Below are 15,218 nucleotides of genomic sequence, written 5' to 3' on the forward strand. Positions count from 1 at the left end.
ACGCGGCCTCGACGGCGCAGTTGCCGCGCTGGGGGATAATAACGCCGTGGGGAACTCAAAGAAACTTTCACTTGCCATAGCTGGTCTCATTCTCGGCGCCTCTCTGGTGTCCTGCGACGACGGCAGAGGAGGTGCCGAAGCCGCGGCTGAACAGTTTGCCGCGGCGGTGTCCGCGCTCGACGTCGGCCCTGTCGCCTTTGACGGCAAGGACTCCGGCGTGGCCAGGCAGCAGGTCCAGGACATTTTCAAATCACTCGACCCGGACAGGCCCGCCGTGGAAACCGGTGACCTGTCGCTGGAGGGCAATACTGCTACTGTCCCCCTGAACTACATCTGGAAGATCGGCTCGGGTGAGTGGAAGTACACCACCTACGCGGAGTTCACGAAGTCCGGGGATAAGTGGCTCACGGTGTGGAACCCGTCGTCGCTCGTCCCGGATCTGGCAGAAGGCGAAATCCTCACCAAGGGCACTCAGTCACCCCAGCGGGCAGACATCCTCGGTGCGGGCGACGCGCAGCTGGTCACGTACCGCCCCGTGGTGAAGGTGGGTATCGACAAACCCCTCCTCGGTTCAGCGGATCCGGCCGCGTCGGCCACAAAACTCGCCGAACTGGTAGGCATAGACCCCGCCGGCTACGCCCAGCAGGTCTCCGCCTCCGGTGCCCAGGCCTTTGTCGCTGCCATCACGCTGCGTGAAGAAGGCCGCACCATTACGGACGAGCAGATCACGGCCATCCCCGGGGGCCGCGCCATCAAGGAAAGCCAGCCCCTGGCGCCGAGCCGCACGTTCGCCCGCGCTGTCCTCGGGTCCGTCGGCGAGGCCAGTGCTGAACAGATCGAAGCGTCGGACGGCGCCCTGACCGCCGGTGATGTGACGGGCATCGGCGGGCTGCAGCAGCAGTACGACGCCCAGCTGCGCGGCAGCGATGCCATAGTGATCCGGGCACACCGTGCGGACCTCACCCGCGAGCAGATCAACGCCGCGGCAACGGATCCGCGACGCGTGGTCTATGAGACCGCCCCGACGCCGGGCACACCCCTGAAGACCACGCTGGATCCCGCCCTCCAGTCCCTCGCGGAGAGCACGCTGGCCGGCGTGGGACCCGCCTCTGCCATCGTGGCCCTTCGCCCGTCCACAGGTGCGGTCCTCGCGGCCGCCTCGGGACCGGGAAGCAACGGGTACAACACCGCGATGCTGGGCCAGTACGCACCGGGATCCATCTTCAAGATCGTTGATTCACTCGCGATGTTCCGCAACGGACTCACTCCGGATTCGAAGGTGGAGTGCACTCCCACCCTCGAGGTGGACGGCCGGACCTTCAAGAACTCGGAAGGCTACCCGGAGGGATCCCTGGGATCGGTGACGCTCCGCGATGCCTTCGCCCATTCCTGCAACACGGCGTTCATCGCTGCAAGGGACACTGTCACCCAGACCCAGCTCGAGGCCGCCGCGGTGTCCATGGGCGTGGCCGTTGAAGCACCGTCCCTGGGTGCCGTGGCCTTCCTCGGTTCCGTGCCCGGCGAGGCTGCCGGTACCGAACACGCGGCGTCTATGATCGGCCAGGGCAAGGTGCTGATGTCCCCGCTGGCTGCCGCAATCATGGCAGGTTCCGTGGCCAAGGGGTCTCCCGTCTCACCGCAGCTGGTCCTGAACCCCAACGCCGGCGCCGCAGGAGGCACACCGGGCGAGCCGACCGCGGAGGCTGTATCGCCGTCGTCGGGCGTTACGCCTGAAGCACCCTCCGCAGCCTCTGACAAACCGATCACGGCTGAGGAAGCCGCGGCCCTGTCCGAAATGATGCGCGCGGTCATCACCTCGGGCCACGCCGGCTTCCTGTCCACCGTGCCGGGAGAACCCGTGGGTGCCAAGACCGGGACAGCGGAGTACGGCAAGGAAACCCCGCCGAAGACGCACGCCTGGATTGTGGCCGTCCATGGCGACCTGGCTGTCGCCGTGTTCGTTGAGGACGGCGGCCTCGGCGCCACCACATCCGGGCCGCTGCTCAAACAGTTCCTGACCGCGGCCGGCTAACCCGTGTGCTGACCCGCCTGTGCAGCCGGCCGATGAGCCCGGCTGCACGGGCGTGGGAAGATTGTTGGCGTGGCCCACATAGACGTTTCCGGTATTGACTACTTCCTCTCCGACGGCACCCAGCTCCTGAACGGCGTGACTTTCAAGGTCCCGGAAGGCACCAAAACCGCCCTGATCGGCCCGAACGGCACCGGTAAGACCACGCTCTTCCGGATCATTTCCGGGGACCTTGTCCCGGACGAAGGTGTGATCGGGCGGTCCGGGAACATGGGCATCATGCGCCAGTTCGTGGGCCAGGTCCGGGATGATTCCACCGTCCGCGACCTGCTGGTATCGGCCGCGCCGCCGGCCCTGGCCGCCGCTGCCCGCGAGGTGGACGAGGCCGAGCTTGCCATGGTGGAGCTCGACGACGAACCCTCCCAGATGCGGTACGCCCAGTCCATCGTGGACTGGGGAGACGCCGGCGGCTACGACGTGGAGACCGTCTGGGACGAGGTCTGCATGGCCGCGCTGGGACTGCCCTTTGACCGCGCACAGCACCGCCCGGCGTCGAGCCTTTCCGGCGGCGAGCAGAAGCGCCTGGTCCTTGAGGCGCTCTTCGCGGGGCCCGACGAACTCCTGCTTCTGGACGAACCGGACAACTACCTCGATGTGCCCGGGAAACGCTGGCTCGAGGACAAGCTCAACGAGTCCAAAAAGACGGTTTTCTTCATCAGCCACGACCGCGAGCTGCTCAACAATGCTGCCGGCCGCATCGTCACACTCGAACCGGGCATCAACGGCGCCGGCGCCTGGGTCCATGGCGGCAGCTTTGGTTCCTACGTGGACGCCCGTGCGGACCGGAACGCCCGGTTCGAGGAGCTGCGCAAACGCTGGGACGAGGAGCACGTCAAGCTCAAGGAACTCGTCAACATGTACAAAAACAAGGCGGCGTTCCGCTCGGACATGGCCAACCGGTACCACGCTGCCCAGACCCGGCTCGCGAAGTTCCTGGAGGTGGGTCCGCCCGAGGCGCTGCCCATCGAACAGAACGTGCAGATGCGGCTCAAGGGCGGCCGGACCGCCAAACGCGCCATCGTGGCGGAGAAGCTGGAACTTACCGGGCTGATGAAGGCGTTCTCCACCGAGGTCTGGTTCGGCGACCGCGTCGGTGTGCTCGGCTCCAACGGGTCAGGCAAGAGCCACTTCCTGCGGCTGCTTGCCACCGGCGGCACCGATCCGGAACGGGAGCACCTGCCCGTGTCCGACGTCGAAATCGCCGAAGTGCCGCACGAGGGCACAGTGAAACTCGGCGCCCGCATCCGGCCCGGCTTCTTCGCCCAGACCCATGTCCGGCCGGACCTCCTGGGCAAGACCCTGCTGGAAATCCTGCACCGCGGTGACGAACACCGCTCCGGACTGGGCCGCGAGGCCGCTGCCGGGGCGCTGGACGGTTACGGCCCGGCCTCACAGTCGGAACAGAAGTACGAGTCCCTGTCCGGTGGCCAGCAGGCCCGGTTCCAGATCCTGCTCCTCCAGCTTTCCGGTGCGACGCTGCTGCTGCTGGACGAGCCAACCGACAACCTGGACCTGCACTCGGCCGAGGCGCTGGAAAAGGCCATCGACCACTTCGAAGGAACCGTCCTGGCCGTGACGCACGACCGGTGGTTCGCCCGCACGTTCGACCGCTTCCTGGTATTCGGCTCCGACGGCAAGGTCTACGAGTCGGCCGAGCCCGTGTGGGACGAAAAGCGCGTCGTCCGCGCCCGCTAACCCCCGGACGCTCTCTCACTTAATGTGGGTTTAACACTGACCCTCTCTCACTCTCCTCAAGAGAGTGAGAGAGGGTCGGCTATTTAAGCACATTAAGTGAGAGAGCGTCCGGTGGGGGTGGTGGGTGAGGGCACCCGCCGGTTGCTAGTCTTCCAGCATGAAGACTGACATCACCAGAACCGCGGCCGGACCCTCGCTTCGGGCGGCGGCCGCCGCCACGTTTGTGGTCTTCGGTGTCAACGGATTTGTTTTTGCCAGCTGGGCGGCACGGATTCCGGCGGTCACAGAGACGCTGCACCTCACGTCCGGGCAGATGGGGACGCTTCTGCTGTGCACAGCCATCGGCTCGCTGCTGGCGCTTCCGACGGCGGGACTGGTGGTGGGCAGGATCGGTACGGCCAACGCCGTACGCGCCGCCGGGGTGCTGGCCGCCCTGGCGGGAGTCGGGATTGCCCTCTCCCTGTCGGCTGAATTGGTGGTGGGGACCGCCATTGCCCTGTTCTTCTTCGGCATCGGCATCGGGCTGTGGGACGTCTCGCAGAACATCGAAGGCGCAGACGTGGAGCACAGGCTGCGGCGGACCATCATGCCCCAGTTCCACGCCGCCTTCAGCGGCGGGGCCTTCGTTGGTGCGCTGATCGGTGCGGGGCTGTCGACCATCGGTGTCGGGCTGCCGGAGCACCTGCTGGTGATCGCTGTGGTTGTGGTGGTGGTGGCGCTGGTAACGCCCCGCTATTTCCTCCCCCACATGGCAGAGCCGGCTCCCCTCGACGGCGAGCCCAAGACCGCTAAGGGCCCATCCGCCTGGCGTGACAGCCGCACCCTGCTCATCGGTGTGGTGGTCCTCGGCGCGACCCTCACCGAGGGCGCCGGAAACGACTGGATCGCCAAGGCCACCGTTGACGGCCTGGGTACGTCCGAATCCACCGGCGCCCTCATGTTCGCCCTCTTCGTCCTTGCCATGACCGCAATGCGCTTCTTCGGCGGACAGGTCATCGACGCATACGGCCGCGTCGCAGTACTCCGGGCCAGCATGGCCGCCGCCGCCGCGGGCCTTGGCCTGTTTGTCCTCGCCGGGAACGTCTGGCTGGCGGGCCTGGGCGCCGCGCTTTGGGGCGTCGGCGCGGCCCTCGCGTTCCCGATGGGAATGTCCGCGGCCGCGGATGATCCGAAGCATGCAGCGGCGAGGGTTTCGGTTGTATCCACCCTGGGGTATGTTTCCTTCCTTGCCGGCCCGCCGCTTCTGGGCTATCTGGGCGACCTCACCGGAATCCATCTGGCCCTGCTGGCCATCCTCGCCCCCATCGTGGTGGCCCTGGTCCTGGCGGGAGCCGCGAAGCCGCTGGCATCCGGCCCAGCCAGGGAACACTAAGCAACGGCGCCAGGGAACACTAAGCAACGGCCGGGTTCCTCCCGGGCCGGAAGCACCGGCATTAGGGTGGGGAGATGCACACCAAATGGCGCAAGGGAACGGGATGGATCAGCCGTCTTGACCGGCATCTGGTCCGGGGCGTCTCGGCGTTCCCCGGCGGGAACCATGACACGTTCTTCCGACGACTCTCCGCGTCCGCCAACCACGGCAAACTCTGGATGGGCGCGGCCGCGGTCATGGCACTGTTTCCCGGGCGGCCCCGCCGGGCAGCGCTTCACGGTCTGATCGCCCAGGCAGTGGCTTCGGCCGTCACCAACGCAGGATTCAAGACGCTGTTGCCACGCACCCGGCCGCTGCCGGAACACCTTCCGGTGTTCCGGTTTGTCCACCCGCAACCCACCAGTTCCTCCATGCCGTCCGGGCACTCGGCGTCCGCCATCGCCTTTGCGCTGGGCGCGGGACTGGTCAAACCGGCCCTCGGTACGGCGCTGGCACCTGCGGCTTTGGGCGTTGCCTATTCACGCGTCCACACCGGTGCGCACTGGCCATCGGATGTGTTTTTCGGTTCCGCCATCGGCGCGGGAGCAGCACTTGCCACCCGGAAATGGTGGCCGGTCCGGCCACCCTTTCCCGAGGTGGCCCGCACCGAGGCTGACGCCCCTGAGTTACCCGGCGGCGCCGGCCTGAGCATTGTGGTGAATACACTTGGCGGTTCCTTTACCGAGCAGACTGCCGCAGCGCTCCAGGAAGTATTCCCGGAAGCGCATATAGAGTCGGTGCAGCCCGGCGAGAGCCTGGCCGAAGCAATCCAGGCTGCCGCTGCCTTCGACAACACCAAGGCCCTCGGGGTGTGGGGTGGCGACGGTACCGTCAGTGCGGCGGCAGCGGCCGCCATCGAGCATTCCCTGCCCTTGCTGGTGCTGCCCGGGGGCACCTTGAACCACTTTGCCCGGGACACCGGAATCGGGAGCCTCAAGGAAGCTGTTGCCGCTGCCACTAACGGTGAGGCCGCGTGGACGGACGTGGGGATAGTGACCGTGGAACGCGGGCTGGCAGAGAATCCGGAGACGGCAGAACTGATCATGGTCAACACCGCCAGCGTGGGCCTCTACCCCAACCTGGTCCGGCGCAGGGAACAGCTGCAGCCGGCGCTCGGCAAACCCCTGGCCGGAGTGGTGGCCATGTTCCGGACCTTCGCCGTGGGGACGCCCACCACGCTGGTCGTCGACGGTGTGAGGCACAAGGTCTGGATCGCGTACGTGGGCCGCGGCCGCTATTACCCCCGGGACCATGCACCCCTGCTGCGGCCCGTGCTCGACGACGGCGTCCTGGACGTCCGGATGATCACTGCCGATGAATCCTTTGCCCGGCTGCGGCTCCTGTGGTCCGTCCTGACCGGAACCGTGGCGACGTCACGGATCACGCACCTGAGGGAAGCCACGGACGTCCGCATCGAATCGGCGGGCCCCCCGATGGCCCTGGCAGTGGACGGGGAAGCGCTGGCAGGAGTCCGCAGTGTCCGGGTACGGGTGGAGCCTCGGGCCCTGGCCTACTACTCGCCCAGGTCCTGAATCCGGCTGACCAGGTCTGCACACCGGAGTGATCCCTGATCATCCGTCCGGATTACCCTGATTCGCCCCTGAATCATCCCTGAGACAGGCGAAATCGGCGATGGCCGTCGGTAGCGTGGAGCGTACACACCAAATGTCCGAGCATCCCGCAGCCCCTTGGCTGCTGTTCGAAGGAACACTCCATGATTGAGGCAACAGGCCTGAGCAAGGTCTATGGCAGCAAAACGGCCGTTGACGGCGTCAGCTTCACCGTCAACGCAGGGCAGGTGACGGGCTTTCTTGGCCCGAACGGCGCCGGCAAATCCACCACGATGCGCATGATCATGGGACTGGACCGGCCGACGTCGGGCTCGGTCACTGTGAACGGGCTGCCGTACGCGGACCACAGGGCGCCCCTGCATGAGGTGGGTGCACTGCTGGACGCCAAGGCGGTCCACACCAGCCGCAGCGCCTACAACCACCTGCGCGCCATGGCAGCCACCCACAACATTCCCACAGCCCGCGTCCATGAAGTCATCGAAATGACCGGGCTGGAAGCCGTCGCCAAGAAGAAGGCCGGCGGATTCTCACTGGGCATGGGACAACGCCTGGGCATTGCGGCCGCGCTCCTGGGGGATCCGCAGACCCTGATCCTCGATGAGCCTGTCAATGGCCTCGATCCCGAAGGCGTCCTGTGGGTCCGCAACCTGGTCCGCTACCTCGCCAACCAGGGAAAGACGATCTTCCTGTCCTCCCACCTGATGAGCGAAATGGCGCAGACAGCGGACCACCTGATCGTGATCGGCCGCGGCAGGATCATTGCCGACGCTCCCGTGCAGGAAATCATCGCCGGTACACGCCAGGTCCGGACCCTGGTGCGGACATCGGCCGCCACCCAACTCGCCGCGCTGCTGGCCGGCAACGGCGTCACTGTGGACCAGAACGAGCAGGAAACCCTGGAAGTGACTGGCCTGGATTCCCGTCAGATCGCCCAGGTAGCCCTGGAAAACCGCGTCCTGGTCTATGAACTCACCCCGCAGCACTCGTCCCTGGAAGACGCCTACTTCGACCTCACCAAGGACGAAGTGGAATACCACTCGCACCTGACCGGCGGACCTGCGGGCGCGCCTGCATCAGTTGCATCGCCGGCAGCAGCACCGGAAACAGCCCCCGCAACGGCAGGAAAGTAAGGACCATGACCACCATGACTGATACCCAGACTTCCCGGGTCCGTTCCACCGCCGGTACCAAAGGCGTGACTTTCACAGGCGTGCTGCGCTCCGAATGGATCAAGCTGTGGTCCCTGATGTCCACCCGCATCCTGCTGCTGCTGACCCTGTTGGCGATTGTCGGCGTCGGGGCCCTTGCCGTCCTCATCCGCTTCACCTTCCTGGACGAAATGTCCCGGCAGGCGCGGGAAGCCGGCCAGACCATGACGCCGGAAATGATGGCGGAGTCCTTCCCGCCCGGATCCGGCTTTGACCTGTACAACCTGCCCAACGCGGGCCTGCAGATCGGCATCCTGGTGCTGGGTTCGCTGGCTGTCCTGTTCATTTCCTCGGAATACGCCACCGGGATGATCCGCTCCACCATGAACGCCGTGCCGCGCCGTACGCCCGCGTTCGTGGCAAAGGCGATCATCCTCGCGGTGATTTCCTACGTCATCACCACCATCGCCGCCGTGGCCACCTTCCTGATCGCCATGCCGGTGTTCCAGGGGCTTGGGTTCGACCTTGACTGGTCCACGGAAGGGGTGCTGTACAGCGTCTTCACGGGCGGACTCTACGTTGCCGGTGTGGCACTGATCGGCCTCTCCCTGGGGGCGCTGCTGCGCAACTCCGCCGGCGGCATCACCGTGCTGGTGGGCCTGTTCTTCGTCCTGTCCATCGCCGCGAGCTTCCTGACGCTCATCCCCGGCGACTTCTGGAAGTACGTCCCCCAGTACATCCCCAGCGACGCCGGCGGACGGTTCCTCTCGATCGGCCACACGGACGGCGTCATTGACCCCTGGCAGGGCGGCCTGGTCTTCCTGGGCTACGTTCTTCTGTTCCTTGTGCCAGCCATGATCGTGATCAAGAAACGCGATGTGTGAGCTGAAACCAGGCTCAAAGCATGACTGAAGCGGTACAGGCAAAGGACGCGTCGGCCGGACTGGCCCACGCGTCCTTTGCCGAGCTCACGGCCAAGCGCCGTGGCCTGTTCCGGCGGTATCTCTACCAGCATCCCCGCGTGATGGATGCCGTGGTCGCCGGAAGCTACATCCTGCTGGTGGCACCCACCGTGGCGGACGCCGTCATGAAGGGCGCCTGGCTGGCGGCTGCCCTCCTGGGTGCCGTGGCGGGAGCGCTGTTTTTCCGGCGTACCCATTCGGTGGCAGTGGCCGCGTTTGTAGCGGTGATGGAGGTCGCGGTCACGCTCCTGCACCCGTGGGGCTCCAACGTCTCGGCCGGGCTGTGGTTCTCGCTGTACGCCGTGGCGGTGGTGCACACGCGCCGGTTCGCCCTGGTGGCCATGGCCGCGGCAACCGCACCGCTTGCCCTCCTCTACCTCCTGGCCGCCGTGGGCCCCATGGAGAATTCCTTCCTCCACGTTGAGGCCAATAATCCCGGCGACTTCCACCTCCTGACGAGCATCGCCACGGGTGCCACCATCGCCCTCTCCAACGTCATCGCCACCGGGATCGGCATTTCCGTGCGGCAGCGGCGGGAGCATGAGCAGGAAATCGCGGCGTGGGCGGCGCGGACCGCCAGCCTGGCCTCGGTCACCGAACGGAACCGGATCGCCCGCGAGATGCACGACGTCGTGGCCCACTCCCTGACGGTGATGGTCAGCCTCTCCGACGGTGCCGCCGTCGTGGTCCGGAAAAGTCCCGACCGCGCCGGCGAGGTGCTCGGCGAACTGTCGCGGACCGGCCGGACCGCACTGGCGGACATGCGCCGTGTCCTGGGTGTCCTCCGGGACGACGCCGGAACCATGCCGCTGCAGCCCCTCGCATCCGGCGACAGCCTGGCGAAGCTCCTGGAAGGCTTCCGCACGGCCGGCCTGCCCCTCCACTATTCCCACACAGGGCCCGCGCTGCCCAACGACGCAGCGTTCCAGCTGACCGTGTACCGGATTGTGCAGGAGTCGCTGACCAACGTGCTCCGCTACGGCCGGTCCCTGGGGCGGGTGGATGTGAGCATCGTCCGCGACGGTTCCGCCGTGACCATTGAAGTGCTCGACGACGGCGCAGGGGTTGGGGGGCCGGGCACCGCCGACGGAGGCGGTCCGGGTTCCGGGCACCAGGGTCCGGTCGGAACCGGGACGGGCCAGGGCCTGGCGGGCATGGCGGAACGGGCACGCATCTACGCCGGCACCGTGGAGGCCGGGCGGAGCGGCCGCGGCTGGCGCGTGCGGGCCGTCCTGAGCTGGCCGGGCGACGACACTCCGGAATCCCGCCACGTTCCCCAACTGCAAGGCAGAGCATGACTGAGACCCAACCGATCACCGTCCTGCTGGTGGATGACCAGCCGTTACTGCGAATGGGGTTCCGCCTCATCCTGGAAGGGGAGGATGACCTCAGCATTGTGGGGGAAGCGTCCGACGGCGCCGAAGCGGTCCGGCAGGTGCGGGACCTCGCGCCTGACGTGGTGCTGATGGACGTCCGGATGCCGGTGCTGGACGGCATCGAGGCCACCCGTGCCATCACTGCCGCCGGGGCGTCCGCACGGGTCATCATCCTCACCACCTTCGACGTGGATGAATACGCGTTCGCCGGGCTCCAGGCGGGGGCCTCCGCGTTCCTGCTCAAGGATGTGGCGCCGGCGGAGCTGATCCAGGCCGTCCGGGTGGTGGCCAGCGGGGATGCCGTGGTGGCCCCGCGGGTGACCCAGCGGCTGCTCGAGACATACGTCCGGGGCGCTGCGAGGCCCGCCGCCTCCACGCCCCGCGATCCCCTGCTGGAAGAACTGACTCCGCGCGAAACCGAGATGCTCGAAGCAATGGCTGAGGGCCTGTCCAACGCTGAGATCGCGCACCGGTATTTCCTGTCGGAAGCCACCGTGAAGACCCACGTCCGCCGGATCCTCACGAAACTCCACCTGAGGGACCGTGTGCAGGCCGTGGTTTACGCCTACGAGACCGGCCTGGTGGTCCCGAGCAACCCCGACTACTGACCCGGCTGTTTAACTCGCGCGCGGCCGGCCGAGGCACAGCGTCCGCACAGCCCCGCCCTATGCAAGCGACAGGGGCGGCGGGTTGGATAGAACCATGAGCAACCACGTTCCCCACCCCAACCATGACCGCGGCCTCGAGTTTGACCTCTCCACCCTCGTAAGCCGGCGCTCGCTCGGCATGTTCTTCGGCGCCGGCGGCGCGGCGGCAGCACTGGCCGCGTGCACCCCCGGCGGGTCGGGAAGCGGCGGGTCGGGCACCACAGCTGGCACACCGACGTCGACCGTCACCGGAAGTGCTACCGCATCCGCCGCAGCCAGCACGACGGCGTCGCCCACCGCGTCCCCGACGCTCACCCGCGCGATCGCCGAGTGCGGCGTGGAGATTCCGGAGGAGACGGCGGGTCCGTTCCCTGGCGACGGATCGAACGGGCCCAACGTCCTGGCCGCCTCCGGGGTGGTGCGGCAGGACATCACCGCAAGTTTCGGCACCGGCAGCGCCAAAGCCGAGGGCGTGCCGCTGACCTTCACCCTGACCCTGCTGGACAACGCCAACGGCTGTGTTCCGCTGGCCGGGGCCGCCGTCTACGCCTGGCATTGTGACCGCGAGGGACGGTATTCGCTCTACGATTCAGGACTGTCCAACGAAAACTACCTCCGCGGAGTGCAGGAAGCCGACGCCAACGGCCAGGTCACTTTCACCTCCATCTTCCCGGGCGCCTATTCCGGACGCTGGCCGCACATCCACTTCGAAGTGTTCGAGTCCATGAGCAACGCCACCGCGGCCGGACAGGTGCTCGCGGTGTCACAGATTGCACTGACCAAGGCCGCCTGCGACGACGTCTACGCCACGCCGGGATACGAGGACAGCGTCGCCAACATGAAGCGGACCACGCTGCAGAATGACAACGTCTTCCGGGACGACGGCGGGATCTACCAGCTCGCCACGATGACCGGCTCCGCCGCCACCGGCTACACGGCCGGACTGAACGTCACGCTGTAGGCGGGCACGCTGTGGTTGCAGGTTGCAGGCTGCGGGGTTCGCCGGCGGACGCGGCGTTAGACTCGGAACCATGCCTTCACCTTCCGCCGCTGCAGACCACATCCAGGACCTCGGCGCGTACGTCAGCGCATCGCCGTCGAGCTTCCACGCCGTCCACGAAGCTGCACGCCGGCTCGACGAAGCAGGGTTCACCGGCCTGGATGAGAGGCAGCCCTGGACCGGCGGGTCCGGCGCCTTCTATCTGGTCCGCGACGGTGCGCTGATCGCCTGGGTGATACCGGAGAACGCGGGGCCCACCACCGGGTTCAACGTCCTGGGGGCGCACACGGATTCGCCGTCCTTCAAGCTCAAACCCAAGCCCACCACGGGTGCGTTGGGCTGGCTGCAGGCCGGCGTCGAAATCTACGGCGGCCCGCTCCTGAACTCCTGGCTGGACCGCGAGCTGCAGCTGGCCGGCCGGCTTGTCATGCTGGACGGAACCGAGCACCTCACGGCCACCGGCCCCATGCTCCGCTTTCCGCAGCTGGCCATCCACCTGGACCGCGCCGTGAACGACGGCCTCACGCTGGACAAGCAGCGGCACATGAACCCTGTGTGGGGCCTGGGCAACCCGGCCGATTTCGATCTGCTGGCTGTTCTGGCGTCCCATGTGCCGGGCGGAACTGCGGTGCACGCTGCGGAGATCGGCGGGTACGACGTCGTTATTGCGGACACGCAGCCGCCGGCGGTTTTCGGGGCCGGCAGTGAGTTCTTCGCGTCAGGGCGGCTGGATAACCTTTCCGCGACGCATGCCGGGCTGGCGGCGCTGATCGCGCACGCTGCTGCTGCCTCTTCCGACGGCGGGGGATCCGACGGCGTCACGGGCGCGGGTGCGCCGATCGCCGTCCTGGCAGCCTTCGACCACGAGGAAATCGGCTCCAACTCCCGATCGGGAGCCTGCGGGCCCATCCTCGAAGACGTGCTGGTGCGGATCTCCGACGGCCTCGGCGCCACGGTGAGCCAGCGGCGGCAGGCGCTGGCGGCGTCGTTCTGCGTTTCGGCTGATGCCGGCCACGCCGTCCACCCCAACTACCCCGAACGGCACGATCCGGCCAACCACCCCGTCCTGAACGGCGGCCCGCTGCTGAAGATCAACGCCAACCAGCGGTATGCCACCGATGCCACCGGCGCTGCCTTCTGGGCACGGCTCTGCGGTGAGGCCGGTGTGCCTTACCAGGAATTTGTGTCCAACAACGTGATGCCCTGCGGCTCCACCATCGGGCCGCTGACCGCCACGCGCCTGGGAATCCGCACGGTCGACGTCGGAGTGCCGCTGCTCTCCATGCACTCCGCGCGCGAACTCTGCGGTGTGGAGGACCCGTACCGGCTTGCCACGGTAACTGAGCTGTTTTTCCGGACTGCGGCGTAGGCTCCTGCCGGGTCAGCTACCTTCCCCCGACCGGGGCAACCTCAGCGACCCTGCCCGTAACGGGAGGGTTCGTGGTCAATTCCGCGTGCCGGGACGCCGACCCAGGTTTCGCCGTCAGGCACGTTGCTGAGGACCGCAGCACCCATGCCCACGGTCGCGTAGGCTCCCACCGATGTCCCTTCGCGGACACTGGAATTCATCCCCAGGTAGGCTGACCGGCCAATCCGGACTCCGCCGCCCAGCGATACCCCGGCGTCGAACGTCGCGAAGTCCGCCACGTCGTCGTCGTGCGTGAACGTTACCGACGGCATCGCCACCACATGTGAGCCGAGCGTGACGGAGGCTGTCAGCGTCACATTGCGCATGAGGATGCTGCCCCGGCCAATCCGGCACCCCTCCGGGCACTCCACAGACGGATCTATCGCAGTCGCGTACCGCGCCTCGTGGAGTCCCAGGGCCGTGAGCCGCTCCACCACTTTTTCACGTGATTTGCCGGAGTTGAGACAGACCAGGACGAAGGCGTGCAAGTAGGCGGGGGCGTCGTCGATGGTTCCGAGGACCGGCGCACCGTCCACAGTTAGTCCTGCCATTTCCTTGTCATCATCAAGCAGCCCTACGACGTCGTATTGACCGCTGCTCCGCACCATCGCCAAGACTTCCCGGGCCAGCCCGCTGGCGGCAATCAGGATAAGTTCACTCACCTGCCACTCCAGTCGCCGGCGGTCTGGATAGTGTTGATAATGCGCTTGATGCTGACCGTATCCAGCTCGTGAAACATCGGAAGGATGACTGTGCTCTCAGTCAGCCGTTCTGTGTGCTGCAGCCGCGCGCCGCCGGTGTCACGCCAACGGTAAGCCGGTTGCCGGTGGGCCGCCATGATGCCACGGGTGGCCGAGATGCCGGCGTCGGAAAGACGGGAGAGCAGCCCTTCGCGGCTGGTGGCGAAACCGGGCAGGACCTCAACCCAGAAGGACTGGAAGTTGGTGGTGCCGTAGGGCGGGTCTGCCACCAGGCGCAGGCCCTTCAGTCCGGTCAGTCCGGCAGCATACATCGCGGCGATCTCGCGTCGCCGGGACACCACCTGCGCAAGCCGGCGCAGCTGTACGACCCCCACTGCGGCCTGCAGGTCCGTCATCAGATAGTTGAACCCGATCTCAAGATAGACATCCGGGCGGGGCTTGACCGACTCGTGCCCGTCGGTCGGGGTGGGGCCTTTGGAATGCTCCCGGAGCATACGGGCCCGAGCCGCCCAATCCGCCCGGTGTGTGGTGAGCATGCCCCCCTCACCTGTGGTGATGACGCTGTCGGAATGGAAAGACCAGACGGTCAGGTCCGCGCCGCTGCCGACAGGCCGGCCCTTGTAAAGGGAACCAACAGCGGCCGCGGCATCCTCGATCACGGTGATCTCGTGGCGGTCACAGAGTTCCCGGATGGGATCAAGGTCCACCGGCACGCCGCACTGGTCAACAACAAGGACGGCACGGGTATCCAGTGTGAGCGCCGCATGAATGGTCTCGGCCGTGACGTTACCCGTGGCCGGATCAACGTCGCAGAACACCGGCCGCGCGCCTACGTAGGTTACTGCGTTGGCGGTGGCTATGAAGGACAGCGACGGAACCACCACGTCGTCACCCGGACCTATGCCCGCAGCCACGAGCGCAAGGTGAAGCGCAGCCGTGCAGCTGGATGTTGCAATGGCATAGCGCAAGTCCTGCGCGGCACTGAAACCGGCCTCGAACTCCTTGACCTTGGGCCCCTGCCCTACGTGGCCGGAGGCAACCACTTCGGCCAGGGCCGTGGCTTCCTCATCCCCGAACCACGGCTTCACGAGGCTGATCCGGGCAAGGACAATCTCCGCCGTCATGGGGCACCAACTTTCTTGGTCGCGGTCATCTCGTGTGCTGAAAAGGTGGTCCTCAACTGGCCCTTCTTACTGGAAAGTCCTGGGCT

12 protein-coding genes are annotated in these 15,218 nt (G+C 66.8%); 10 read left to right on the forward strand and 2 right to left on the reverse strand.

From position 1 onward, the window contains the following. Positions 1-46: 46 nt before the first annotated feature. From GUV69_RS14920 to GUV69_RS14965, 10 genes are all read left to right on the forward strand, one after another. A complete protein-coding gene (locus GUV69_RS14920; RefSeq protein WP_164203824.1) occupies positions 47-2,032 on the forward strand; it encodes a penicillin-binding transpeptidase domain-containing protein in 1,986 nt (661 codons plus the stop codon). 69 nt (positions 2,033-2,101) lie between these two features. After that, complete coding sequence (locus tag GUV69_RS14925; protein WP_164203826.1) at positions 2,102-3,784, forward strand: ABC-F family ATP-binding cassette domain-containing protein; 1,683 nt, start codon at positions 2,102-2,104, stop codon at positions 3,782-3,784. Positions 3,785-3,941: 157 nt separating this feature from the next. Then, the gene (locus GUV69_RS14930; protein WP_164203828.1) at positions 3,942-5,156 is read left to right on the forward strand and encodes an MFS transporter; all 1,215 of its coding nucleotides are present in this window, start codon (positions 3,942-3,944) and stop codon (positions 5,154-5,156) included. Positions 5,157-5,230: 74 nt separating this feature from the next. Further along, on the forward strand, positions 5,231-6,727 hold the full coding sequence (locus GUV69_RS14935; RefSeq protein ID WP_164203830.1) for a bifunctional phosphatase PAP2/diacylglycerol kinase family protein: 1,497 nt from the start codon (positions 5,231-5,233) through the stop codon (positions 6,725-6,727). A 182-nt stretch (positions 6,728-6,909) separates the two neighbouring features. Continuing rightward, a complete protein-coding gene (locus GUV69_RS14940; protein WP_164203833.1) occupies positions 6,910-7,896 on the forward strand; it encodes an ABC transporter ATP-binding protein in 987 nt (328 codons plus the stop codon). Between the two features lie 5 nt (positions 7,897-7,901). Beyond that, positions 7,902-8,798 carry an ABC transporter permease gene (locus GUV69_RS14945; RefSeq protein ID WP_164203835.1) on the forward strand — a complete coding sequence of 299 codons (897 nt, stop codon included), beginning with the start codon at positions 7,902-7,904 and terminating at the stop codon, positions 8,796-8,798. A gap of 20 nt (positions 8,799-8,818) precedes the next feature. Continuing rightward, positions 8,819-10,174, forward strand: coding sequence for a sensor histidine kinase (locus tag GUV69_RS14950; protein WP_164203836.1), 1,356 nt, complete (start codon positions 8,819-8,821; stop codon positions 10,172-10,174). Continuing rightward, a complete protein-coding gene (locus tag GUV69_RS14955; RefSeq protein ID WP_164203838.1) occupies positions 10,171-10,860 on the forward strand; it encodes a response regulator in 690 nt (229 codons plus the stop codon). Before GUV69_RS14950 ends, GUV69_RS14955 begins: the two co-directional genes overlap by 4 nt. A gap of 94 nt (positions 10,861-10,954) precedes the next feature. Continuing rightward, positions 10,955-11,860, forward strand: coding sequence for an intradiol ring-cleavage dioxygenase (locus GUV69_RS14960; protein WP_164203840.1), 906 nt, complete (start codon positions 10,955-10,957; stop codon positions 11,858-11,860). A 70-nt stretch (positions 11,861-11,930) separates the two neighbouring features. Next, positions 11,931-13,268: a M18 family aminopeptidase gene (locus GUV69_RS14965; RefSeq protein ID WP_164203842.1), complete on the forward strand. Its 1,338-nt coding sequence runs from the start codon at positions 11,931-11,933 to the stop codon at positions 13,266-13,268. Between the two features lie 41 nt (positions 13,269-13,309). Here the strand turns inward: GUV69_RS14965 and GUV69_RS14970 are convergent, their stop codons facing one another. Both GUV69_RS14970 and GUV69_RS14975 read right to left on the reverse strand, forming a co-directional pair. Next, the gene (locus GUV69_RS14970; RefSeq protein WP_164203844.1) at positions 13,310-13,969 is read right to left on the reverse strand and encodes an acetyltransferase; all 660 of its coding nucleotides are present in this window, start codon (positions 13,967-13,969) and stop codon (positions 13,310-13,312) included. Beyond that, positions 13,966-15,132 (reverse strand): DegT/DnrJ/EryC1/StrS family aminotransferase, encoded by a 1,167-nt coding sequence (locus GUV69_RS14975; protein ID WP_164203847.1) that lies wholly within the window; start codon positions 15,130-15,132, stop codon positions 13,966-13,968. Before GUV69_RS14975 ends, GUV69_RS14970 begins: the two co-directional genes overlap by 4 nt. Positions 15,133-15,218: the final 86 nt, after the last annotated feature.

It is taken from the genome of [Micrococcus luteus] ATCC 49442 (assembly GCF_010367585.1).
In the GTDB taxonomy this organism is placed as follows: Bacteria; Actinomycetota; Actinomycetes; order Actinomycetales; family Micrococcaceae; genus Arthrobacter; species Arthrobacter luteus_A.

Bases quoted from the DNA above. Each gene is read 5' to 3' on its own strand.
- GUV69_RS14930 (WP_164203828.1), top strand. From the start codon at position 3,942: ATGAAGACTGACATCACCAGAACCGCGGCCGGACCCTCGCTTCGGGCG.
- GUV69_RS14935 (WP_164203830.1), top strand. From the start codon at position 5,231: ATGCACACCAAATGGCGCAAGGGAACGGGATGGATCAGCCGTCTTGAC.
- GUV69_RS14940 (WP_164203833.1), top strand. From the start codon at position 6,910: ATGATTGAGGCAACAGGCCTGAGCAAGGTCTATGGCAGCAAAACGGCC.
- GUV69_RS14945 (WP_164203835.1), top strand. From the start codon at position 7,902: ATGACCACCATGACTGATACCCAGACTTCCCGGGTCCGTTCCACCGCC.
- GUV69_RS14950 (WP_164203836.1), top strand. From the start codon at position 8,819: ATGACTGAAGCGGTACAGGCAAAGGACGCGTCGGCCGGACTGGCCCAC.
- GUV69_RS14955 (WP_164203838.1), top strand. From the start codon at position 10,171: ATGACTGAGACCCAACCGATCACCGTCCTGCTGGTGGATGACCAGCCG.
- GUV69_RS14960 (WP_164203840.1), top strand. From the start codon at position 10,955: ATGAGCAACCACGTTCCCCACCCCAACCATGACCGCGGCCTCGAGTTT.
- GUV69_RS14965 (WP_164203842.1), top strand. From the start codon at position 11,931: ATGCCTTCACCTTCCGCCGCTGCAGACCACATCCAGGACCTCGGCGCG.
- GUV69_RS14975 (WP_164203847.1), bottom strand. From the start codon at position 15,132: ATGACGGCGGAGATTGTCCTTGCCCGGATCAGCCTCGTGAAGCCGTGG.